This window comes from Microbacterium cucumeris (assembly GCF_058349845.2).
This window is the reverse complement of record NZ_JBYRIZ020000001.1, coordinates 339,546-359,485: the sequence shown is the minus strand read 5'-3', so window position 1 is coordinate 359,485 and position 19,940 is coordinate 339,546. Positions and strand designations below refer to the sequence as shown.

The 19,940-nt window shown below is 70.0% G+C and carries 21 protein-coding genes and 1 tRNA gene; 7 read left to right on the top strand and 15 right to left on the bottom strand.

What is annotated here, in order from left to right:
- Positions 1–46: 46 nt before the first annotated feature.
- From tatA to AC3RXZ_RS01765, 6 genes are read right to left on the bottom strand one after another with little or no spacing between them, the layout of a single operon-like run.
- Positions 47–298, bottom strand: a complete 252-nt coding sequence (tatA, locus tag AC3RXZ_RS01790; RefSeq protein WP_243225729.1) for a twin-arginine translocase TatA/TatE family subunit — start codon at positions 296–298, stop codon at positions 47–49.
- Between the two features lie 32 nt (positions 299–330).
- On the bottom strand, positions 331–1,323 hold the full coding sequence (locus AC3RXZ_RS01785; RefSeq protein WP_491492998.1) for a helix-turn-helix transcriptional regulator: 993 nt from the start codon (positions 1,321–1,323) through the stop codon (positions 331–333).
- A complete protein-coding gene (locus tag AC3RXZ_RS01780) occupies positions 1,320–2,306 on the bottom strand; it encodes a helix-turn-helix transcriptional regulator (RefSeq protein ID WP_491492997.1) in 987 nt (328 codons plus the stop codon). Before AC3RXZ_RS01780 ends, AC3RXZ_RS01785 begins: the two co-directional genes overlap by 4 nt.
- On the bottom strand, positions 2,306–3,238 hold the full coding sequence (locus AC3RXZ_RS01775; protein WP_491492996.1) for an FKBP-type peptidyl-prolyl cis-trans isomerase: 933 nt from the start codon (positions 3,236–3,238) through the stop codon (positions 2,306–2,308). Before AC3RXZ_RS01775 ends, AC3RXZ_RS01780 begins: the two co-directional genes overlap by 1 nt.
- Positions 3,239–3,248: 10 nt before the next feature.
- Complete coding sequence (locus tag AC3RXZ_RS01770) at positions 3,249–4,268, bottom strand: tRNA (adenine-N1)-methyltransferase (RefSeq protein WP_491492995.1); 1,020 nt, start codon at positions 4,266–4,268, stop codon at positions 3,249–3,251.
- Positions 4,265–4,951, bottom strand: coding sequence for an HAD family hydrolase (locus AC3RXZ_RS01765; protein WP_491492994.1), 687 nt, complete (start codon positions 4,949–4,951; stop codon positions 4,265–4,267). Before AC3RXZ_RS01765 ends, AC3RXZ_RS01770 begins: the two co-directional genes overlap by 4 nt.
- A gap of 122 nt (positions 4,952–5,073) precedes the next feature.
- Between AC3RXZ_RS01765 and AC3RXZ_RS01760 the strand changes: the two genes are divergently transcribed.
- Positions 5,074–5,925, top strand: coding sequence for a PAC2 family protein (locus AC3RXZ_RS01760; RefSeq protein WP_243225736.1), 852 nt, complete (start codon positions 5,074–5,076; stop codon positions 5,923–5,925).
- Between the two features lie 10 nt (positions 5,926–5,935).
- Here AC3RXZ_RS01760 and AC3RXZ_RS01755 read toward each other — a convergent pair whose 3' ends face one another.
- Positions 5,936–6,763: an undecaprenyl-diphosphate phosphatase gene (locus tag AC3RXZ_RS01755; RefSeq protein WP_243225737.1), complete on the bottom strand. Its 828-nt coding sequence runs from the start codon at positions 6,761–6,763 to the stop codon at positions 5,936–5,938.
- A 43-nt stretch (positions 6,764–6,806) separates the two neighbouring features.
- Complete coding sequence (locus tag AC3RXZ_RS01750) at positions 6,807–8,102, bottom strand: M20/M25/M40 family metallo-hydrolase (protein WP_491492993.1); 1,296 nt, start codon at positions 8,100–8,102, stop codon at positions 6,807–6,809.
- Positions 8,103–8,213: 111 nt separating this feature from the next.
- Here AC3RXZ_RS01750 and AC3RXZ_RS01745 point away from each other — a divergent pair.
- Positions 8,214–8,298 (top strand) — tRNA-Leu (locus tag AC3RXZ_RS01745).
- A gap of 111 nt (positions 8,299–8,409) precedes the next feature.
- Positions 8,410–8,574: a hypothetical protein gene (locus AC3RXZ_RS01740; protein ID WP_243225739.1), complete on the top strand. Its 165-nt coding sequence runs from the start codon at positions 8,410–8,412 to the stop codon at positions 8,572–8,574.
- Here the strand turns inward: AC3RXZ_RS01740 and AC3RXZ_RS01735 are convergent.
- The 4 genes from AC3RXZ_RS01735 to AC3RXZ_RS01720 all read right to left on the bottom strand — a co-directional run bounded on the left by AC3RXZ_RS01735 (position 8,568) and on the right by AC3RXZ_RS01720 (position 14,727).
- A complete protein-coding gene (locus AC3RXZ_RS01735) occupies positions 8,568–9,389 on the bottom strand; it encodes a shikimate 5-dehydrogenase (protein WP_491492992.1) in 822 nt (273 codons plus the stop codon). The two genes, AC3RXZ_RS01740 and AC3RXZ_RS01735, sit on opposite strands and share 7 nt — an antisense overlap.
- A gap of 32 nt (positions 9,390–9,421) precedes the next feature.
- The gene (locus AC3RXZ_RS01730; protein ID WP_243225740.1) at positions 9,422–10,516 is read right to left on the bottom strand and encodes a VIT1/CCC1 transporter family protein; all 1,095 of its coding nucleotides are present in this window, start codon (positions 10,514–10,516) and stop codon (positions 9,422–9,424) included.
- 179 nt (positions 10,517–10,695) lie between these two features.
- A complete protein-coding gene (locus AC3RXZ_RS01725) occupies positions 10,696–12,747 on the bottom strand; it encodes an HNH endonuclease signature motif containing protein (RefSeq protein ID WP_491492991.1) in 2,052 nt (683 codons plus the stop codon).
- A 234-nt stretch (positions 12,748–12,981) separates the two neighbouring features.
- Positions 12,982–14,727 (bottom strand): DEAD/DEAH box helicase, encoded by a 1,746-nt coding sequence (locus AC3RXZ_RS01720; RefSeq protein WP_491492990.1) that lies wholly within the window; start codon positions 14,725–14,727, stop codon positions 12,982–12,984.
- Between the two features lie 125 nt (positions 14,728–14,852).
- Between AC3RXZ_RS01720 and AC3RXZ_RS01715 the strand changes: the two genes are divergently transcribed.
- Positions 14,853–15,680, top strand: coding sequence for an SGNH/GDSL hydrolase family protein (locus AC3RXZ_RS01715; protein WP_243225744.1), 828 nt, complete (start codon positions 14,853–14,855; stop codon positions 15,678–15,680).
- An 11-nt stretch (positions 15,681–15,691) separates the two neighbouring features.
- Here AC3RXZ_RS01715 and AC3RXZ_RS01710 read toward each other — a convergent pair whose 3' ends face one another.
- Positions 15,692–16,492: a TrmH family RNA methyltransferase gene (locus tag AC3RXZ_RS01710; RefSeq protein WP_491492989.1), complete on the bottom strand. Its 801-nt coding sequence runs from the start codon at positions 16,490–16,492 to the stop codon at positions 15,692–15,694.
- Between the two features lie 70 nt (positions 16,493–16,562).
- On the opposite strand from AC3RXZ_RS01710, the gene AC3RXZ_RS01705 reads away from it, so the two are divergent.
- Genes AC3RXZ_RS01705 through AC3RXZ_RS01695 form a run of 3 tightly spaced genes read left to right on the top strand, consistent with a single transcriptional unit; the run spans position 16,563 to position 18,635 of the window.
- Complete coding sequence (locus tag AC3RXZ_RS01705) at positions 16,563–17,138, top strand: hypothetical protein (RefSeq protein WP_491492988.1); 576 nt, start codon at positions 16,563–16,565, stop codon at positions 17,136–17,138.
- Between the two features lie 55 nt (positions 17,139–17,193).
- The gene (locus AC3RXZ_RS01700; RefSeq protein WP_491493488.1) at positions 17,194–18,054 is read left to right on the top strand and encodes a Sir2 family NAD-dependent protein deacetylase; all 861 of its coding nucleotides are present in this window, start codon (positions 17,194–17,196) and stop codon (positions 18,052–18,054) included.
- Positions 18,051–18,635, top strand: coding sequence for a histidine phosphatase family protein (locus AC3RXZ_RS01695; RefSeq protein ID WP_243225756.1), 585 nt, complete (start codon positions 18,051–18,053; stop codon positions 18,633–18,635). The genes AC3RXZ_RS01700 and AC3RXZ_RS01695 overlap by 4 nt, the downstream gene beginning before the upstream one ends.
- Before the next feature lie 8 nt (positions 18,636–18,643).
- Here AC3RXZ_RS01695 and AC3RXZ_RS01690 read toward each other — a convergent pair whose 3' ends face one another.
- Entirely contained in the window at positions 18,644–19,462 is an 819-nt protein-coding gene (locus AC3RXZ_RS01690; protein ID WP_491492987.1) for an HpcH/HpaI aldolase/citrate lyase family protein, read from the bottom strand.
- Positions 19,459–19,935, bottom strand: coding sequence for a MaoC family dehydratase (locus AC3RXZ_RS01685; RefSeq protein WP_491492986.1), 477 nt, complete (start codon positions 19,933–19,935; stop codon positions 19,459–19,461). Before AC3RXZ_RS01685 ends, AC3RXZ_RS01690 begins: the two co-directional genes overlap by 4 nt.
- Positions 19,936–19,940 lie beyond the last annotated feature (5 nt).

Below are 19,940 nucleotides of genomic sequence, written 5' to 3'. Positions count from 1 at the left end.
CCGGAGTCCCCGCCCTGCGGGGACGTCACACCTTCCGACACCGCTGTCAGGTGGTGCGATCAGTGCCGGGCGCGGCTCCGTTGTCGGTTGCCGTGGATGCCGAGGGCGTCTCGGCGTCCGCCGCGGTCGTCTCTGTCTTGCGCGCCGCGTCCTCTTCCTTCATCGCGCTCATCTCGCCTTTGAAGACGCGCGCGGACTGTCCCATGCTCTTCGCGAGCGCGGGCAGCTTCGCAGCGCCGAAAAGAAGCAGGATGACAGCGAGGATGATGAGCAGGTGCCATCCGGTCAAGCCGGCCATGTTGTCTCCTCGGTTCGGGGGTTCGTCATAGTCTAACCGGCGACGTCGTCGTCCGGTCGATGGTAGAGCGCGAGTCCGGCCGCAGCCCATTCGCGGGTCGCAGTCCGAGCGACGACGGGGCTGAGCACTTCCATGCGTCCGCCGAAGCGGCCGGCCAGGCGACGGATCCCGCGGGGATCGGCCAGACGGATCCGTGCGAGGGCCACATCGCCCGATGCGGGCTCGTCCGCCTGAAATCCAGCCAGCAGCGGCAGGAGGGCTGTCGGCACCCGCACCGTGACGTTCCCGTCGGCGCCGGTGCCTCCGACGAACGGCTCGGGGGCGGCGTCGTCCTGGTGGGTGCTGACGATGTCCGTCAGCCGCGGTGCGCTGACGCGGTCGAGGTGGAAAGTCCGCATCGCCTCGCGCGTGTGGCACCATCCCTGCAGATACCACTGCCCGTTCGTGATCAGTACCTGAACCGGGTCGACCGTGCGGATCGTGGCATCGGCGTCCGGTGCCTGGTACGTGAACGACACGGCCACTCCGTCGCGCAGCGCGCGGGAGACGACCTCTCGTACCTCGTCGACGGCGTCCGTCGCGACCACGACGGCCGCCGGTGCATCCGCGGCACCGCGGGACAGCTTCGCGATGAGTCCGGAGACCAGCCCGGATCCGGCCACCTCGGGGACGGCGGCGACCATCTGCAGACCGGCCAGCAGCGCGGCGGCCTCCCGCGCCGTGAAGCGCGGCACGCGGCGCAGCGCGACGTCGTTGGTGATCTCGATGACGTCCTGCTCGTCGAGAAGGTCCCAGTCGATGTCGAACATCTCGTGCGGCTGCTGCCAGTAGCCGGAGTCCCCGGGCAGACCGATGACCGTGAGCTTCTCCACCATGGCGCGCATCTCGTCCGGGGTGACCTGGAACTCGGCGGCGGCCTCGGCGAGCGACACCTGACCGCGTTCGAGCAGATACGGCACGAGAGTCAGATAGAGCCGGACCCGTTCGGATGCGAGCAACGGCTTCGGCTTGGGCTGGGCGCTCATGAGGCGACCTCGTCGTGAGCCTCGACGATCGCACGCAGCCGGGCGATCACCTCGTCGCGCAGATCGTCGGGCTCCACGACGCGTACCTCGGGCCCGTAGGACGCGAGCTCGTCCGCGAGGATGTGCCGATCGACGTAGTGCACGTGGATGCCCTGCGCGGCCGGAACCGCTCGGCGACCGAGACGCAGCGACGCCTCGGTGCCCGGCGTCACCTCGAGCAGGGCTCGATTGCGGCGGGCGACCTCCTCGAGCCCGGCCATCGCGCGTTCCCCGGCACCGTCACGCAGCCCGGCATCGAACCGTTCGGTCGTGAGCTTCACGTCGCCCACGATGCGGCTGAGCAGGAACGTCCGCTCCTCCTCGGCATCCGCGTCGATGCCGTAGACGTGCCAGCGCGCCTCGTAGTCCACCAGGGCGAGAGGACGGACCCGGCGGCGCCGGGCGGACTCCTCCCCCGGTTTCAGGTAGTCGAAGCGCACCACGCGGCCCGCCTCGATCGCGTCCTGGAGCGGTCCGAAGGCGGGATCGCGCGTCGTGATGCGCGGCGCGAAGCCGATGATCGGCGCGTCGCCGTCGATGCCCAGCGCGCGGATCTTGCGCACACCGGCTTGCGCGTCCCCCGACATCGACTCCGCGCTCCAGACGCTGCCGGCCAGCTGCAGCACGGCCAGCTCCGCGGGAGTGAAGGCGATGTCGCCGGGAAGGTCGTATTCCGCCTGCGGAATACGGTACCGGGCTTCGCGCAGATCATTGGGGTCGGAGGGGTCGCCGATCGTCTCGACCGGGACGCCGAGCGAACGCAGTTCGTCCTTGTCGCGCTCGAACATCTTCTCCAGCGCGTCGGCGCGGGTTCCGGCATCCGCGCGCTGTCGATACCCCGAGACGTTGTCGAGGATCTGCTGCTTGGTGAGTCCGATCTCCGTGGCCATGAGCGCCACGACGAGGTTCGTCAGGCGCTCCTCCGCGGGGATCTGGACCGCCATCACTGCTCCGGCGTGGGACTGGTGCCCAGGATGTCGACGACGTACGCCGTCGCTTCCGCACCCTCGGCCGCCGGCACGACGACCAGGAGCTGAGATCCGACCGTCTGACCGATCAGGGCCTCCGCCACCGTGGGGGCGGCCTGAGCGAGCCCGGCGGTGGGGTTCGAGTCCCACGTCGTGCTGCTGACCGTCTTGGAGTCCCACGACACGGCGGTGTAGTTCACCCAGACATTCGTGTCCTCGTCGATGCTCTCGCCGTCGCCCTTGATCAGGAGCTGCTCGACCTGCTCGGTCGGCGCGGCGTCGTCCGGGACGATGATCCCGGGTCGACCGTCCGCCGCGCGCACGACGGTGGGGAGATTGCGGGCGTTGTTGAACTGCTTCGCCCCGGTGGCGCGGGCGAGCTGTGTGTCGAGCACGTCGATGACGGCCACCACCGTGGTGTCCTCGTCGAGCTGGAAACCGCTCAGCGCCGCCTCCCCGAAGTCGGCCGGGGCGATCGCCGCGACCATCCGCGTGCCGGGCGTCGCGCACTCGAGCACCTCGCCGATGCCGGGGATCTGCTGCGTCCAGGACGCGATGTTCGACAGCCGCGAGAGGTCGCCGTCGAACTCGGTCTGCACGACCTGATCACCGGTGGTCCCGTTGTACAGCGCGATGTCGAGGACCGTGAGCTGCTGCGGAGACGTGAGCGGCGTCCCCTCGCCCGTGACGACGTCCGTGTACGAGGTCGTCTCGACGTGCAGCGGCGAGAAGAGTTCGACATCGGGGGCGACGCCGACCTCGCCGGTCACCGTGACGGCGTCGTCGATGCCGCTCGTCGAGGAGGCGCGGTCGCAGGTCTCCCCGGCGAAGGTCGGGGCCGCGGTGCACCCCGTCAGGGCGACGGCGGCGAGACTGAGGCTGGCAAGGGCAGCGGACGTTTTACGCACGCGCTCCAGTCTATTCCGTCGCCCGGTCTGTTTCGCGCGCCGCGGCGGCGATGCGCGCCCCTGCGGCGGCCTTCTCGGCCTCGCGGACGCGCTTGCGCAGGTTCTTGTCGGTGATCTCGCGGTCGCCGACGGCGCCGGGGGTCCAGAGTTCCACGTCCTCGTCGCCGTAACTGCTCTTCGACGCGCGGCGCTTGACCTCGGGAGGGATCGCACCGGGTGCCAGCCGGCGCGCCGTGATGAGGAATCCCGTGTGCGCGACCATCCGGTGGTCGGGACGGACCGCGAGTCCCTCGACGTGCCAGCCGCGCACCATGGTCTCGGAGGCATCCGGTTCGGTGAACAGTCCCGTGCCGCGGAGGTACTCGGCGACGCGGGACAGCTGGGTCGCCGTCGCGACGTAGCAGAGCACGACACCGCCCGGAGTCAGTGCCTCGGCGACGACGTCGATGCACTCCCAGGGCGCCAGCATGTCGAGGACGACGCGGTCGACGCCGCCGGCGGGCAGTTCCGCGGGCAGGGCCTCGACGAGGTCACCGACCACGACGCGCCAGGTGTCCGGGATGCCGCCGAAGAACGTCTCGACGTTCGCCGAGGCCACCTCCGCGAAGTCCTCCCGGCGTTCGAAGGACACCAGCGTGCCGGCCGGGCCGATGGCGCGCAGCAGCGAGAGCGACAGCGCACCGGAGCCGACGCCGGCCTCCACGACGACCGCGCCCGGGAAGATGTCCGCCTGCATGACGATCTGCGCGGCGTCCTTGGGGTACACGATCGCCGCTCCACGGGGCATCGACATCGCGAAGTCGCGCAGCAGCGGCCGCAGCGCCAGATATTCGTGTCCCGAGCTGTTCGCGATGACCGTGCCGTCCGGCTGACCGATGAGGTCGGCGTGGCGCAGCACCCCGTGGTGCGTGTGGAGTTCGCCGTCCGCGCGCAGCGTGATGGTGTGCAGACGCCCCTTCGGGCCGGTCAGCTGCACGCGGTCGCCCGCGCGGAACGGTCCGCTCGGGCGGGTGGTGGGCGCATCGGTCATGAAGGGGTCTCCGTCGGGGTGGTGCGATGCGCCCGGTAGAGCGCGATGATGTCCTGCGCGGAGCGTCCGTGCAGGGTCGGCCAGAGCTCGTGCGCGCCCGCGTCGTCGAGCGGCAGGATGTGCGGGACGCCGAGGGCGACGGCTCCCGAGGCCACGCCGGCACGCAGGCCCGTCGGCGAGTCCTCGATCACCACGGCGTGCTCGATGTCGATGCCGAGCAGCGCCGCCCCGAGGAGGTACGGCTCGGGATGCGGCTTCGGGTTCTCGACGTCGTCTCCCGCGACGATCAGTTCGAACGCGTCGAACTCGATGAACTCGGCGACGCCCTCGGCCATGCGGCGCAGCGACATCGTCACGAGGGCCGTGGGGATGCCGGCATCCTTGAGGTCCTTCAGCAGCTCCTGCGCACCGGGACGGAACGGGACGCCGTGCGTGCCGAGCGATTCGCGCACCCGGTCCGTGAGGTGCTGGACAATGGCCTCGCCGTCCATGTCGACGCCGGCGCCCTGCAGGACGGCAGCGCTGTCCAGCAGGCCCTTGCCCACCAGCTGCAGGGCGTCCTGATGCGTCCACGTGCCGCCGAAGGACTCCACCAGGTGGGTCTCGGCCGTCATCCAGTACGGCTCGGTGTCGACGAGGGTTCCGTCCATGTCCCACAGGACTGCGCTCGGCGTCTCACTCACCGGACCATGCTATCCGGCGTGACGTCGGACATCGGCCCGCCCCCGCGCGCCTGCCCTCCCCCGCTCTTCGAGGACTAGCCTGGGAAGGACACCGGACGATTCGGACGAGGAGGGAGGCCGGGATGGATGCACTGGGTCCCCGCATCATCGTCGCCGCGTTCGACGGATGGAACGACGCGGGCGAGGCCGCCAGCGGCGCCATCGAGGCGATCCGCCAGTCCGGCGACTACGAACTCGTCCACGCGGTCGACCCCGAGCTGTATTTCGACTATCAGTACACGCGCCCCTCCACCCGCATGGACGCCCAGGGGCATCGCGAACTGCAGTGGCCCGGCGCGGCACTCTGGCGCCCTGTCCCGGCCGCGCAGCTCGGTCCGGAGTTCTGGCTGCTCACGGGTTCGGAACCGGCCCGCACCTGGCAGGCGTTCGCGACGGAGTTCATCGACGTCGCGCTGCGTGACGATGTCACGGGCTTCCTGACGCTCGGGGCGATGCTGTCGGACGTCCCGCACACGCGGCCGATCTCGATCTTCGCGTCCAGCCCGAATGAGCAGGTCCGGGAGGCCCACGGGCTGGAGCGCTCGCTCTACGAGGGCCCCGTGGGGATCCTCAGCGTCCTGGAGCACTTCGCCGAGCGCGCCGGCATCCCCACTGCCGGCCTCTGGGCGAGCGTGCCGCACTACGTCGCATCCGCCGCGCCCTCACCGAAGGCGACGCTCGCGCTGCTGGACCGTCTCGAGGAGCTCACCGGCGTGGACGTGCCGCGCACGCATCTGCGGACCGAGGCGGCAGCATGGGAGGCGTCGATCGACGCGGCCGCGGCCGACGACGAGGACATGACCGAGTACATCCGCCAGCTCGAGCGCACGCGGGACACGTGGGATTCGCCCGAGGCTTCCGGGGACGCGATCGCCCAGGCCTTCGAGCGGTACCTGCGCCGCCGTGGGGAGGGCCCCGGCGACCACAAGCGCTGACGCGTGCCGGTCAGGCCGCGATGACGCCCGTTCCGAGGAGGACGAGCAGCGTGGTCCCGAGCAGGATGCGGTAGATCACGAAGGGCAGGAAGCTGCGCTTGGAGATCCAGTTCATGAAGAACGCGATCACTCCGAGGGCCACGACGAAGGCGATCCCGGTGGCCGCGAGCGTCTCGCCCAGCGAGAAGTACTGGTCCGGCTCGTCCCAGCTCTTGAAGAGCTGGAAGAACCCGCTTCCGAAGACGGCGGGGATGGCGAGCAGGAACGCGTAGCGCGCCGCGGCGGCCCGCTCGTAGCCGAGGAACAGCCCCATCGTGATGGTGCCTCCGGAGCGCGAGACACCTGGCACCAGCGCGAGCGCCTGTGCGAGCCCGAACAGGACGCCGTGCGGATAGGTGAGGTCGTCGAGCTTGCGGCGCTTGGCGCCGACGTAGTCGGCGACGCCGAGCAGGATGCCGAAGAGGATCAGCATGATCGCGACCACCCACATCGAGCGCAGGACCGTCTCGATCTGATCCTGGAACAGCAGCCCGAGGACCACGATCGGAATGCTGCCGATGATGATCAGCCAGCCCATGCGCGCGTCCGGGTCGTTGCGCGGCAGCTTGCCGGTCAGCGACCGGAACCAGTGCCCGATGATGCGCACGATGTCGCGCCAGAAGAAGACCACGACGGCGGCTTCCGTCCCGATCTGGGTGATCGCGGTGAACGCGGCACCCGGATCCTCCCCGGATCCCGTGAAGGTGCCCACGATGCGCAAGTGCGCGCTGGAGGAGATCGGGAGGAACTCGGTCAGTCCCTGGATGATGCCGAGGAACAGCGCTTCGAGCAGGTGCATGGGGGGGACTTCCTTGATCGGACAGGCTCAGTCGGCGCGGCGCTCAGTAGGAGCGCAGCAGGTCGGTCAGAACCCGCTGACCGAAGACAAGAGATTCTACGGGGACGCGTTCGTCCACTCCGTGGAACATTCCTGTGAAGTCCAGGTCGGCAGGGAGTTTCAGCGGCGCGAATCCGTAGCCGGTGATTCCGATCGTGGACAGCGCCTTGTTGTCCGTTCCCGCACCGAGCAGATACGGGATGACCGGGACGCCGGGGTCGTGCCTGCCGAGCGAGGCGACCATCGCCTCGACCAGGTCCCCGTCGAACGCGGTCTCCATGCCGATGTCGCGCACCACCGTCTCGATGACGATGTCATCCCCGACGATCTCCTGCAGCTCGGCGAGCACGTCGTCCTCGGTGCCCGGAAGGACCCGTACGTCGATGAGCGCCTCGGCGCGCTCCGGGATCACGTTGTGCTTGTACCCGGCGGTGAGGACGGTCGGGTTGGTGGTGGTGCGGAACGTGGAGCGCAGGAAGGCCTCGGCCGGTCCGGATGCCGCGGCCAGCGCATCCGGGTCGTCCACGGGGATTCCGCTGATCGTGCTGAGTCCCTGCAGCAGCGCCTCGGTCGTGGGGGTGAGGCGGATCGGCCAGCGGGTGCGTCCGATCTTCGCGACGGCCTCGGCGAGGCGGGTGATGGCGTTGTCGTCGTGCAGTCGGCTGCCGTGGCCGGCCCGGCCCCTGGCGACGAGTCGGATCCAGAGGAGAGCCTTCTCCCCCACCTGGAGCAGATACGCGCGCCGGTCGCCGACGCTGATCGAGTAACCGCCGACTTCGCTGATGGCCTCGGTGGCGCCGTCGAACCACTCCGGGCGGTCCTTGACCACCAGGGCCGAGCCTTCGACGCCGCCGTTCTCCTCGTCCGCGAAGAACGCCAGGATCAGGTCGCGCTCGGGCTGCTCCCCCGCACGCAGCATGTCGGCGACCGACGTCAGGATCATCGCGTCCATGTTCTTCATGTCCACGGCCCCACGGCCCCACAGCATCCCGTTCTGCACGACGCCGGCGAAGGGGTCGACGCTCCAGTCGTCGGCCATGGCCGGCACCACGTCGAGGTGACCGTGCACCACGAGTGCGGGCTTGGTCCGATCCCGTCCCTCCACGCGGGCCATCACGTTCGTGCGTCGAGGGATCGGCTCGTAGAAGCGCGGTTCGAGTCCGAGCCGCTCGAGATAGGCGCCGACGTACTCGGCCGCCTCGCGCTCGCCTCGAGCCTCTCCGCCGCCGAAGTTCGAGGTGTCGAAGCGGATCAGGTCCTGCGCGACGCGGACGACCTCGGGAAACTGCGGATCGGACATGCCCTCCAGGCTATCGAACCCTCACGGCGCGCCCGGCATGCGCCCTGGTTCGAAGCGGCACCCAGAACGTGCTAATCTCATTCTTCGGTCGGCAACGACTTTTCATCACCTGCGCGGGTGGCGGAATAGGTAGACGCGCTAGCTTGAGGTGCTAGTGCCCGCATAGGGCGTGGGGGTTCAAGTCCCCCCTCGCGCACGGAATGGCCCCGGATCTTCGGATCCGGGGCCTTCGTCGTTCCCTCGTCAAGGGGGTGGGAGGGATCCGAGGGTCTGCCTAGTCTGACGGGACGAACGGAAGGACGATCGCATGAGTGATCCGCAGAACACGCGCGGTGTGCCCGGTGAGGCCGAAGAGGCGGACAACGCCTCGGGTGGGCCGGCTGAGCGCATGGACGGGACGCCTCCGGAGCCCGAGGCTGCCGAGGGGACAGCCGAGGACGACGACGAGGAAACCGCCGATCGCGATCAGTGACCGGCGCGCATGAACCGTTCGGCGGACTGCACCTGCTCGGCTGACGGCCGGATGCCGGTGTAGAGCACGAACTGCTCCAGAGCCTGCAGCGTCGCGACCTCCGCTCCCGTGATCACCGCCTTGCCGAGGGCGCGAGCGTACGCGATCAGCGGCGTCTCCGCGGGAAGCGCGACGACGTCGAAGACCACGGATGCCGAGGCCACCGCGTCATCGGAGAAGGCTCTCGCTTCCGCGTCCGGTCCCCCGGCCATTCCGATCGGCGTCACGTTCACAAGGATGTCCGCCGTGAGGTCCCCGGGCTCCGGAGCCCAGGCGAAGCCATACAGATCGGCCAGTCCACGTCCCGCCGTCTCGTTGCGCGCCACGATCGTCACATCATGGAAGCCGGCGTCCCGGAAGGCGGCCGCCGTCGCCTTCGCCATGCCTCCCGATCCGCGCAGCAGCACGGAGGACGCCGGATCCAGCCCGTTGCGTGCGATCAACTGGGCGATGGCCGAATAGTCGGTGTTGTACGCGGTGAGCACGCCGTCGTCGTTCACGATCGTGTTCACCGATTCGATGGCTGATGCGGATGGCGCCATGTGATCGACCAGAGCGATGACGGCTTCCTTGTAGGGCATCGAGATCGCGCAGCCGCGGATGCCGAGCCCGCGCACGCCGACGATGGCCTGCTCGAGGTCCGTAGGCGCGAAGGCCTTGTAGATCCAATTGAGGCCGAGCGCCTCGTAGAGGTGGTTGTGGAAGCGCGTGCCGTTGTTGCTCGGGCGAGCGGACAGCGAGATGCAGAGCGTCATGTCCTTGTTCAGCATGGTCACCGCTCCAGGCTACGCGGAGGTGGCGGGGCAGCTCAGACCGCGCCGACCCCGAAGACGAGACCGAGGGCGTAGGTGATCGCGGCGGCACCGAATCCGATGGCCAGCTGACGCAGGGCTCGACGCAGCGGCGGCCCGCCGGAGAGGATGCCGACCATGGCACCGGTGGACAGGAGTGCGACGCCGACGAGCACGAGGGCGAGCACGATCGCCGCTGTCCCCTCCAGACCGAAGATCCAGGGCAGGACGGGCACGATGGCCCCGGATGCGAAGAGCAGGAAGCTCGACAGCGCGGCCGTCCAGTCGCTGCCGACGATCTCGTGGTCGTCGCCTGCGGTGCGGATCGGACCAGTGGCCGCCGCGCGCACTCCGGCCTGGGCGGCGGTCACGATGCGTCGGGCGCGCGCGAGCGCCTCTGTCTCATCCATCCCTCGCGCCCGGTAGACCAGCGCGAGTTCGTTCTCGTCGATGTCGAGATCGGCCGCGGAGTCGTGCGCATCGTCGTTGGCCTCGGTGGAGGCCAGGAGCTCGCGCTGCGAGCGGACGGAGACGAACTCTCCGGCCCCCATGGACAAGGCACCGGCCAGCAGCCCCGCGATTCCGCTGAACAGCACGAAGGCCGAACTGACCCCCGTCGCGCCGATGCCCAGCACGAGCGCGAGGTTGCTGACCAGTCCGTCGTTGGCGCCGAACACCGCGGCACGGAACGATCCCGACAGGCGGCGCCGTCCGCGGGCCGCGAGTCCGCGGACGACCTCGTAGTGGATCTTCTCGTCGGCGCGCATCGCCGGAGTCGCGTACTGCTCGCTGTCGTACGGGGACCGCGCCTCAGCGCTCTGCGCCAGGGCGAGCACGAAGATCGAGCCGAACCGCCCGGCCATCCAGCCGAGCAGGCGGGAGCGGACACCGGCACGGGGCAGCTTCGCAGGTTCTTCGCCGAGGAGGTCGAGCCAGTGCTGTTCATGGCGGCGCTCGGCGTCGGCCAGGCTCAAGAGGATCTCCCGCTCCTCCCCCGTCCTGCGGGCGGCGAGCTTCTGATAGACGAGGCCTTCGGCCCGTTCCTCGACGAGATATCGAGCCCAGCGGCGTCGGTCTGCGGGTGTCGGTTCCGCGGGGGCGGGCGCGCTCAAGGGACCTCCTGAAGGTGCGGTGGGATGCTTCCACGCTAGCCACGCGTCGGGCCGGAGACCGCGGAAAACGAGGGATTGACAGCATTTCGGGGAGCCGAACGGGTGCGAGTGCTCAGAGTCACGCGAGGCATTGCTCACGGCACGGGACCCGACAGCGGGCCGGCCCCTCCGGCGGACCGTCAGGTGAAGAGCACGCGACGGGTGGGGTGATCCGTGTACGTCCGTCCGAGCGGGCTGTTCCACTCGAGCAGCCCGTCGGCCAGCTGACGCACGGTCCAGCGATCCTCATCGGCGAGGTCGGGATGCTTGATCGGATGATGTCCCGTGCAGAACAGACCCAGATTGCTCACCTGCGTGCGGCCGCCCTTGGCGTGATCGTGGTTGTGGTCGATCTGGCAGCGCGCCGCCGGTGCACGGCACCCCGGAAAGCGGCAGTGCTGGTCTCGGGCCCGCAGGAAGCGCTTCATCGCCGCGGTCGGGGTGTATCCGTCGGTCTCGGTCACGAGTCCCTGCGGATCGACGAACAGCCGCGTCCAGGACGGAGAATGCCCCGCGAGCAGCCGCACCGTGTCGGGGAGGACGGGACCGTGCGCGTCGTGCTCCGCGAACCGGTCGTCGACGCCGATGAGCGTCTCGGCCGCGACGGACACCTGAACCGTGGCCTGGACCGATCCGATGCCGGTCTGCGTGAGCGTGCTCGGATCCGACGCCAGCAGCAGATCCGCGAGGATGTCGGCCCGCAGCTGATCCATCGTGCGCGTGTCCGTCTCGAGCACACCGACGAGATCGTCATCGAGCAAGGTGCCGGCTCGGCAACCGCCCGGATCGGCGCCTTTGGGCGCGGGGTCGATCGGAGGCGCGCTCGTGAAGAGCTCCTCTTCGAACGAGGCGACCAGCTCATCGAACGCCTCGTCGAGCCACGGGGGACGGACAGTGTCCGACATCCACGGATCGCCGGGTGGATGAGTCTGATCGTCACGCGGATGCGACTGCCCGTCGAACGAATGCTCTGACCCGGTGGAGAGGTCGCCGTCCAGGCCCGGTGGTCCGCCCGCGGGCTCGTTGACCACGTCATCGTGCACGGGGCTCCAGATCGGGAAGTCGCGCTCGGTGATCACGACGGCAGGCGACGTGACTGACGAAGCGGGAGACTCCGATTCCCGGGCCCCCGTCTCCTCCGAGGTGACGGCACTCGCGGACGATGCACCCGAGGACCTCTCGACGTCGCCGCCCGATACCACCTCGACGCCCCCGACCTTCGTCACGCCCGAATCGTCTCCCCCGGCGTGCGCCGCACCCACGCCCTCATCGTCAGCGCCGTTCCCCTCGCCATGCGTCGCGCCAGCGTCGTGGCCCGCGCCAGCGTCGTCCCCCGCATTCGTCACGCCCGAGCCGTCCGCGCCGGCATGCACCACGCCGTCGGCGTGCACCGTGCCTTCCGCTTCGTCGCGCTCTGAACGCTCCCAGCCAGGAACGTCGTCCAGGATCCGGCGCAGTTCCGCATCGAGATCGAGCGGCTCCTCGGGGAACATCGGCTCGTACTCCGGAACCGGGCGCACCCCGTTCACCCGGCGGCGCGCGGCGCGCACGCTCCGCGCCTGCCCGGTCAACCGATCCTTGATCGCGAACGCGAGGATCTCCGGCAGGATCGCGGTCAGCACGGCCATCCCATCACCATCGGGGCGTACGGTGACCGAACGCTCCTTGCGCGCCCGCCGGTGCGCCTCGGCTGTCGACTGCGGGCACAGATGCGCCGCCACGGCCCGCGCGCAGGCGCGCGTCCCGGCCGCTGTGTCGTGCCGGGCGAACGCGAGGACTTCCGCCTCATAAGCGGCACGCAGCCGTTCGCCCTCGGCATCCTGCGCCAACTGCGGAGCCTCGTTCACGATGGCGTCCGCATGCCGCCGGCTGATGACGCCTTCGGCCATCGCCGCGAGCACGGCCGGGAAGCGCCTCACGAGCACCCAGGCGTCGGTCAACCGGATCGATGCCGTCGACGGCGGGATGTGCGCCGCGGCCGCATACTCCGCGGCAAGCGATCGCAGGGACACCTCGCCGGCATCCAGATCCGCGTCGGGATCGGTCATCGCCGACTCGAGACGTTCTGCGAGCAGCACGGCCTGCCGGGCGTGCAGGCGGGACACTTCGCGCTCGGCATCCACCCACTCGTCCAGAAGCGCGCGACGATATGCGAGAGAGTCCTCGCTCGGTCCGCGCCTCTTCGCTGCCATAGTCCAAGTATCGTTGCTATCTTCGAATCAGTCAAGCGTTTCAGTGAACTCAGCTCCAAACGTCAGTGCGCTCGGATTCATGCGCACGGCACGCGACACATGCCTCGTTCGCGCCGCATTGGGCGAAGGTATTTGCCCGACCGCGGCGCGCGCGACCTCACTGACCCTCGTCGTGACACGCCCACCGCATCGCACCTATGTTCTATGCACAACCCTCACGGACGAGCCGCGATATCAGTGCGACCTGACGCGCTTGCGCAGCACGTCGATGCGCGACTGCAGTTGCGTCACGGTCGCCTGCGCGACGGCGGGTCCCCCGCAGATCCGGCGGAGCTCGGCGTGCACGGCACCGTGCGGCTCTCCGGCCTGACGCGCGTACAGTCCCACAAGACTGTTGAGCAGCTGTCGCTGTTCGCGCAAGGTCCGGTGCAGCGGCGCGGGAAGAGTCGTGACGGCTTCCGGGCCCTCCGCGGCCTCACGCGCCTCGCGCAGGCGCGACTGCTTGGCGCTGCGCTGCATGAGAAGCTCGTGCACATGCTCGGGTTCGAGCAGACCTGGCAGGCCGATGAACTCCTCTTCTTCGGGCGTACCCGGTTCGGCGAGCTGCCCGAAGTCCTTCCCCTCGAAGACCACGCGGTCGAAGTGCGCGAGCGACGAGATCGCCTGATAGCTGAACTCCTGGGTCAGTGCGTCCGAGGCGTCGTCCTCGCGGTTCGCGCTCTCCAGCAGCGAATCGTCCAGACCGTCCTCGTCCTTCGACTGCCGGTCCAGCGCGTGGTCACGCTGCTTCTCCAGCTCGTTCGCGAGCCCCATGAGCACCGGCACGTTCGGCAGGAAAACGCTGGCCGCTTCGCCCCGGCGCCGGGCGCGCACGAAGCGGCCGATCGCCTGAGCGAAGAACAACGGCGTGGAGGACGACGTCGCGTACACGCCGACCGCGAGGCGGGGGACGTCGACGCCCTCCGACACCATGCGGACGGCGACCATCCATCGCGCATCGCTCGCACTGAACTTCTCGATCCGCTCCGAGGCGGTCGCGTCGTCGGAGAGCACGATGGTCGGCTGCTGCCGCGTGATGCTGTGCAGGATCTTGGCGTAGGCCCGTGCCACGGTCTGGTCCGTCGCGAGCACCAGCCCCCCGGCATCCGGCACGTGATGGCGGATCTCGGTGAGGCGCCGATCCGCGGCCGAAAGGACCGCGGGCATCCACTCCCCCTCCGGATCCAGCGCCGTGCGCCACGCCTGGGAGTTGACGTCCTTGGTGTTGTCCTGCCCGAGATGCGCCTCCAGCTCGTCGCCCGCGCTCGTGCGCCAGCGCATCTTCCCGGAGTACATGTGGAACAGGACGGGGCGGACGACGCCGTCCGACAGCGCCCTGCCGTAGCCGTAGGCGTAGTCCGTGCTCGACACCCGCGCTCCGGACTCGTCCGGCAGGTACTCGACGAACGGGATCGGCGCCGTGTCGCTGCGGAACGGGGTGCCGGACAGCAGCAGGCGGCGCTTCGCCGGCCCGTACGCGTCCCGGATCGCGTCCCCCCAGCTGAGGGCGTCGCCGCCGTGGTGGACCTCATCGAGGATCACGAGGGTCTTGGCGTCCTCGGTCAGGTGCCGGTGCACGGAGGACTTCGCCGCCACCTGCGCATACGTCACCACGACGCCGTGGTAGTGCGGCGCCGGGGCCCAGTGGCTGTTCTTGAAGCGCGGGTCCAGCCGAATGTGCACGCGCGCCGCGGCATCCGCCCACTGCGTCTTGAGGTGCTCGGTCGGCGCGACCACGATCACCCGGTTGACCTCGCCCATGCGCAGCAGTTCCACCGCGAGCGTCAGTGCGAACGTCGTCTTTCCCGCGCCCGGTGTCGCGGCGACGAGGAAGTCCCGCTTGTCGTCCCGGAAGTACTGTTCCAGCGCCTCCTGCTGCCATGCCCTGAGCTTGTTCGCGGTGCCCCAGGGAGCACGCTGAGGGAAGGACGGAGAGAGCATCGCATCCACGATAATCGGTCCTGCGGACACCGGATGCCCGTCGCCCCCGTGGCGTCGCCGCGGCCGGTAGGCTCGATCCCTGCGAGGCCGCGATCCCTGGCTTCGCACCTGCGAAGGAGAGCGCGATGACCGATCAGGAATCATCCCGGACCCCGTACGTCCCCAACGAGGGCCCGCACCCGTGGCACCGCTTCGTGGCCGTCGGCGACTCGTTCACCGAGGGCATCGGCGACCCCGATCCCGCAGCGCCCGGCGGGCACCGCGGGTGGGCGGACCGCGTGGCCGAGGTGCTGGGCCGCCAGGTGGAGGACTTCGCCTACGCCAACCTGGCCGTCCGCGGGAAGCTCATCGCCCAGATCGTGGCCGACCAGATCGAACCGGCCGTCGCGCTGCATCCGGACCTCGTGTCGATCTGCGCCGGCGGCAACGACGTCATCCGGCCCGGCACCGACCCCGATGCGATCGCCGCTCAGCTCGAGGATGCCGTGGCACGCCTTTCCTCGACCGGAGCCGCTGTGGTGCTCTTCACCGGCATCGACACCGGGTTCACGCCGGTCTTCCGGCCGTTCCGCGGCAAGGTCGCGATCTACAACGAGAACGTCCGTGCCATCGCGGACCGGCACGACTGCATCGTCGCCGACCAGTGGGCGCTGAAGACCGTGCAGGATCCACGCTTCTTCGACGACGACCGGCTGCACTACAACGCTCTCGGGCACCACGAGGTGGCCCGCATGGTGCTGCGCGCCCTGAACGTCCCGAACGACCTCCAGGCCATGCAGCCCGACCCGCTTCCGGCCCGCACGTGGCGCGAGGCGCGCTCGGAGGACCTCGGCTGGGCACGCGAGCATCTCGTTCCCTGGGTGCTGCGTCGACTCCGGCATCAGTCCTCCGGCGATCACGTCGCGGCCAAGCGCCCCGATGCCGTCCCGATCCGCTTCCCCGAGGCAGAATAGGGCCACAGCGGTCAGCGCGAGAGCCCCCAGAGCGCCACGGCAGCGGCGGATGCGACGTTGAGAGAGTCGACGCCTCCGGCCATCGGGATCGTCACCACGGCGTCCGCGCTGTCGAGCGCGGCACGGGAGAGCCCATCGCCCTCGGTGCCCAGCAGGAGGGCGACCTTGTCCGGACGTTCCGCCGCGTAGGAGCGGAGATCCACGGCCTGGTCGTCGAGTGCGAGCGCCGCGATCTCGAATCCGGCCGCGTGCAGGTCGCCGGCCGCATCCTCCCAGTCGTCGACGCGCGTCCACGGCACCTGGAACACGGTTCCCATGCTCACCCGCACGCTGCGGCGGTAGAGCGGATCCGCGCATCGTGCCGTGACCAGCACGGCGTCCGCGCCGAGACCGGCAGCCGCCCGGAAGGCGGCCCCCACATTGGTGTGGTCCAGCAGATCCTCCAGGACCAGCACGAGTGAAGCATTCTCGACCACCTCCGCGACGGACGGCAGCGCGGGGCGGTGCATGGACGCGAGCGCCCCGCGATGCACCGCGTATCCGGTGACGCTCTCGGCGACCTCGTCGGGGACCAGGTACACGGGAACGTCGGCACCGCCGAGGATCGCCTCGATCCCGGCGACCCAGCGCTGCTGCGTCAGCACCGAGCGCGGCACATGGCCGGCGGCGCAGGCCCGCTCGATCACCTTGGCGGACTCCGCGATGTACAGTCCGCCCGCGGGCTCGCGCACGCGGCGCAGCGCGGTGTCGGTGAGGTCCCGATAGTCGTCGAGCCGGGGATCGGAGGCATCGGTCACGCGCTGGAGGTCCACCCGTCCACTCTGCCACCGCCGGAAGATCCCCTTGTCCTGCGCTGCAGGGGCCCTTACCGTATGGCGGGTGATGAGCGACGGGACGGATGCCGCGGGACCCCGCGACCGGATGCTGCGCGTCTGGCCGGCCGTCGCCGGCGTCGTTTTCGCCGCGGGGATGATCGCGCTGCTGTCCGTCGGGACCGCCGACACCACGACCGCGACCGAGATCCTCACCGCGGCAGCCTTCGTCTATCTCGGTTCGGCGGCGCTCGGTCATCGCACGGCCGCGTGGCCGCTGTTCGGCCTGACGTTCCTCCTCATCGGCGCGGGACTCGCCGTCCGCGGGTTCTCGCCGATGTGGGCCATGGTCGTCCTCGTCGGCGCTCTCTTCGCGTTCGGGCTCGTCCGCGGACGCGTCCGACCCCGCTGGGGAATTCCGTTGCAGGCCGCCGCGATGCTCGCGGTCCTCCTCCTCGCGCTCATCATCCCCGCGCTGCCGTCGCCCTGGGGAGCCGTCCTCGTCGGCATCGGTCTCGTCCTCCACGCCGGGTGGGATGTGCATCATCTGCGCACCCGGCGCGTGGTCGCGTCGTCGATGGCCGAGTTCTGCGCCGCGCTCGACGTCGTGCTCGCCGCCGGCGTCATCCTCGTGGCGGCCGCGTGAGCCCCACCCCCGAGCACGCCGTAGACTCGCTCGGGGAGGTTCCGTGAGCGTGACGATGACTGCCGATCTGGCCGACGGCGTCGCGCGCACCGCGGAACTGCTGCAGGGAAAGCGGATCGCCCTGCTCACCGGAGCCGGCATCTCGACCGATTCGGGCATCCCCGCCTACCGCGGGGAGGGTGCGCGCGTGCGAGCGGATCCCATGACCGCGCAACGCTATCTCGCCGACGAGGCGGCGCGGCGGCGCTACTGGATCGGCGGGCATCTCGGCTGGCGCGCCTTCGCCGAAGCCGCACCCAACGCGGCCCATGTCGCCCTCGCCGAGATGGAGCGCGACGGGCTGGTCAGCGGCATCATCACGCAGAACGTCGACGGACTGCACCTGCGCGCCGGGAGCTCGCACGTCATCGAGGTGCACGGCACCATGCGCCGCGTGCTGTGCCTGCAGTGCGGCCAGGTCTTCGACCGGCGCGACATCGCGACGCAGATCGACGAACGCAACCCGTGGATCACCGTCCCCGACAGCATCCCCCTCAACCCGGACGGCGACGTCACCCCGGACACGGCCGACGGCTTCGTCGTGCCGGAGTGCACGGTCTGCGGCGGGATGCTCAAGCCGGACGTCGTCTTCTTCGGCGAATTCGTCCCGGCAGACCGCTTCCGCGCTGCCGAATCCCTCCTGCGCGCGAGCTCGGCGATGATCGTCGCCGGTTCGTCGCTGGTGGTGAACTCGGGTGTGCGCCTGGTCGAGCGCGCCCGGCGCCGCGGCATCCCCCTCGTCATCATCAACCGGGAGCCGACCAGAGCCGACGCCTGGGCCGATATGACCCTCACCGGCGGCACGGGCGAGATCATCCCCGCCCTCCAGGAACTGCTGAAGAGCACAGACGCGCGCGAACGGAGCAGAACCCCGTGACCCTCATCACCCTCGTCCGGCACGGCCAGACAGACTGGAACCTGGAGCGGCGCATCCAGGGCTCGACCGACATCCCGCTGAACGCGACGGGACGCGGACACGCGCTCGAGGCCGCCGCCGCGCTCGCCGGCGGGACGCACCATGCGATCTACGCCAGCCCGCTCGTGCGCGCGCGGGAGACCGCGCAGATCATCGCCCGGGAGCTCGGTCTCGACGAGCCCGGCCTGGTGCACGACCTGCGCGAACGCGAGTTCGGCGACGGCGAGGGCATGCTCGTCACCGACTACATCGAGCAGTACGGCGACTGGCACGCCGACGTCCCGGGGGCCGAGACCTTCGATCAGGTGCGCGACCGCGCGCTCGGTGCCCTGGACGTCATCGCGCGGGATGCGCGTCGCCGCTCGGCGCCGGTGGCCGAATCCGTCATCGTGGTGGCGCACGGCGGCGTGATCCGCGCTCTGCTGGACCACGCCTCCGGCGGGACCATGCCGTTGATGGGCGTGCCCCTGGCCAACGGGTCGGTGCACCGCTTCGAGGCCTCCCCCGGAGTGCTGCGGCTGCTGGAGACCGTCGAGGTCTGAAGGATCCGTCAGCGACCGGTGTCCGCCGCGCGATGCCGAACGCTGCGAGCATGCCGGAGCACCGGTTCGTCGACCATCCGCCCCTCGAAGCGGAACACCCCGCCCTCGCGGTCCGCCGCAGCCAGCACGCGCTGCGCCCAGTCCACCGTCGCGGCATCCGGCCGATACGCGTCGCGGATCACGGCCACCTGACCCGGGTGGATGCACGCGGTGGCTGAGAACCCGCTGGCTGCGGCATCCGCTGCCTCCGAAGCGAGCCCGTCGAGATCGTCGATGGCGATGTGCACCGCGTCGATCGCGGCCTTGCCGCGTGCACCGGCCTCGAGAAGAACGCGCGAGCGCGCGTACCGGGCGACATCGCGATACCCGCCGTCAGCGCGGCGGCTGCTCGTCCCGCCCAGCGACGCGATGAGATCCTCCGCGCCCCACATCAGCCCGACGACCCGCTCGTGCTCGGCCAGCCGGTCGGCCGCGGCGACGCCGCGTGCCGTCTCGCACAGCGCGATGAGCGAGAAGCGCTCGTCGAACGCGTCCATCGCCGCGGGGTCCTCGGCCTTCGCCAGCATCACGGTCCGGAAGTCGGTCTGCGACAGCGTCGCCAGGTCGCTCGCGAACTCGGCCGAGTCCGCGGCGTTCACCCGCACGATCACGCGGTCGGGGTCCAGGTGCGCGTCGATCAGGTTGCCGCGTGCCTTCGCCTTGTCCGCCGGCGCGACGGCGTCCTCGAGATCGAGGATCACGGCATCCGCCCGCTCCAGCGCCTTGCCGAACCGCTCCGGGCGATCCGCCGGACAGAACAGCAGAGCGGGACCGAGACCGAAGGTCATCGCTCGTCCTCCGGGCGGCAGTGCACGAGCACCGTTCGGCTCGCCGTCGCGACGATCACGCCGTCCTGGTTACGTCCCGTGTGCGCGATCGTGCAGATGCCCTGGCCGGGACGCGAGGACGACAGGCGCTTGTCCGTGACCACGCTCTCGGTGTAAAGCGTGTCGCCCGGGAAGAGCGGATGCGGGAACGCGACGTCCCCGAGGGCGAGCTGCGCCACCAGCGTCCCCTGGGTGAGCTGAGCGACCGAGGAGCCCACCATGGTCGACAGCGTCCACATCGAGTTGATCAGCGGGCGGCCGAACTCCTGGGATGCGGCGAACGCGGCATCCAGATGCAGCGCCTGCGTGTTCATCGTGAGCGTCGTGAAGAGCACGTTGTCGGCCTCGGTCGCCGTGCGCCCCGGTCGATGCAGGTACGTCGCCCCCAGGTCGAACTCCTCGTAGTAGAGCCCCCGCTGCACGATCGCCGTCATGATGC

Bases quoted from the DNA above. Each gene is read 5' to 3' on its own strand.
- tatA (WP_243225729.1), bottom strand. From the start codon at position 298: ATGGCCGGCTTGACCGGATGGCACCTGCTCATCATCCTCGCTGTCATC.
- AC3RXZ_RS01785 (WP_491492998.1), bottom strand. From the start codon at position 1,323: ATGAGCGCCCAGCCCAAGCCGAAGCCGTTGCTCGCATCCGAACGGGTC.
- AC3RXZ_RS01780 (WP_491492997.1), bottom strand. From the start codon at position 2,306: ATGGCGGTCCAGATCCCCGCGGAGGAGCGCCTGACGAACCTCGTCGTG.
- AC3RXZ_RS01770 (WP_491492995.1), bottom strand. From the start codon at position 4,268: ATGACCGATGCGCCCACCACCCGCCCGAGCGGACCGTTCCGCGCGGGC.
- AC3RXZ_RS01760 (WP_243225736.1), top strand. From the start codon at position 5,074: ATGGATGCACTGGGTCCCCGCATCATCGTCGCCGCGTTCGACGGATGG.
- AC3RXZ_RS01755 (WP_243225737.1), bottom strand. From the start codon at position 6,763: ATGCACCTGCTCGAAGCGCTGTTCCTCGGCATCATCCAGGGACTGACC.
- AC3RXZ_RS01750 (WP_491492993.1), bottom strand. From the start codon at position 8,102: ATGTCCGATCCGCAGTTTCCCGAGGTCGTCCGCGTCGCGCAGGACCTG.
- AC3RXZ_RS01740 (WP_243225739.1), top strand. From the start codon at position 8,410: ATGAGTGATCCGCAGAACACGCGCGGTGTGCCCGGTGAGGCCGAAGAG.
- AC3RXZ_RS01725 (WP_491492991.1), bottom strand. From the start codon at position 12,747: ATGGCAGCGAAGAGGCGCGGACCGAGCGAGGACTCTCTCGCATATCGT.
- AC3RXZ_RS01720 (WP_491492990.1), bottom strand. From the start codon at position 14,727: ATGCTCTCTCCGTCCTTCCCTCAGCGTGCTCCCTGGGGCACCGCGAAC.
- AC3RXZ_RS01715 (WP_243225744.1), top strand. From the start codon at position 14,853: ATGACCGATCAGGAATCATCCCGGACCCCGTACGTCCCCAACGAGGGC.
- AC3RXZ_RS01705 (WP_491492988.1), top strand. From the start codon at position 16,563: ATGAGCGACGGGACGGATGCCGCGGGACCCCGCGACCGGATGCTGCGC.
- AC3RXZ_RS01700 (WP_491493488.1), top strand. From the start codon at position 17,194: ATGACTGCCGATCTGGCCGACGGCGTCGCGCGCACCGCGGAACTGCTG.
- AC3RXZ_RS01690 (WP_491492987.1), bottom strand. From the start codon at position 19,462: ATGACCTTCGGTCTCGGTCCCGCTCTGCTGTTCTGTCCGGCGGATCGC.
- AC3RXZ_RS01685 (WP_491492986.1), bottom strand. From the start codon at position 19,935: ATGACGGCGATCGTGCAGCGGGGGCTCTACTACGAGGAGTTCGACCTG.